This window comes from Paenibacillus sp. S29, assembly GCF_049319765.1.
GTDB lineage: Bacteria > Bacillota > Bacilli > Paenibacillales > Paenibacillaceae > Paenibacillus > Paenibacillus polymyxa_B.
Genome location: NZ_JBMOUI010000114.1, coordinates 1 through 238, shown reverse-complemented (window position 1 = coordinate 238; position 238 = coordinate 1). Strand labels below are relative to the sequence as shown.

At 52.9% G+C, this 238-nt stretch carries 3 tRNA genes; all 3 read right to left on the bottom strand.

The features are described from left to right. Window positions 1-3 precede the first annotated feature (3 nt). The 3 genes from ACL9RM_RS26785 to ACL9RM_RS26775 all read right to left on the bottom strand — a co-directional run bounded on the left by ACL9RM_RS26785 (window position 4) and on the right by ACL9RM_RS26775 (window position 238). Window positions 4-75 (bottom strand) — tRNA-Glu (locus ACL9RM_RS26785). An 11-nt stretch (window positions 76-86) separates the two neighbouring features. Further along, window positions 87-159, bottom strand: a tRNA-Thr gene (locus ACL9RM_RS26780). A 3-nt stretch (window positions 160-162) separates the two neighbouring features. Continuing rightward, window positions 163-238: transfer RNA gene (locus ACL9RM_RS26775), tRNA-Asn, on the bottom strand.

The following is a 238-nucleotide window of genomic DNA, read 5'->3' as shown; positions in this document are numbered from 1 at the left end:
CTATGACCCGTAGGGGATTCGAACCCCTGTTACCTCCGTGAAAGGGAGGTGTCTTAACCCCTTGACCAACGGGCCATCCTATAACAAGCTCTCAACCGGGTTCGAACCGGTGACCTCATCCTTACCATGGATGCACTCTACCTGCTGAGCTATGAGAGCAAATGGCTCCCCGAACAGGACTCGAACCTGTGACAACTCGATTAACAGTCGAGTGCTCTACCAACTGAGCTATCAGGGA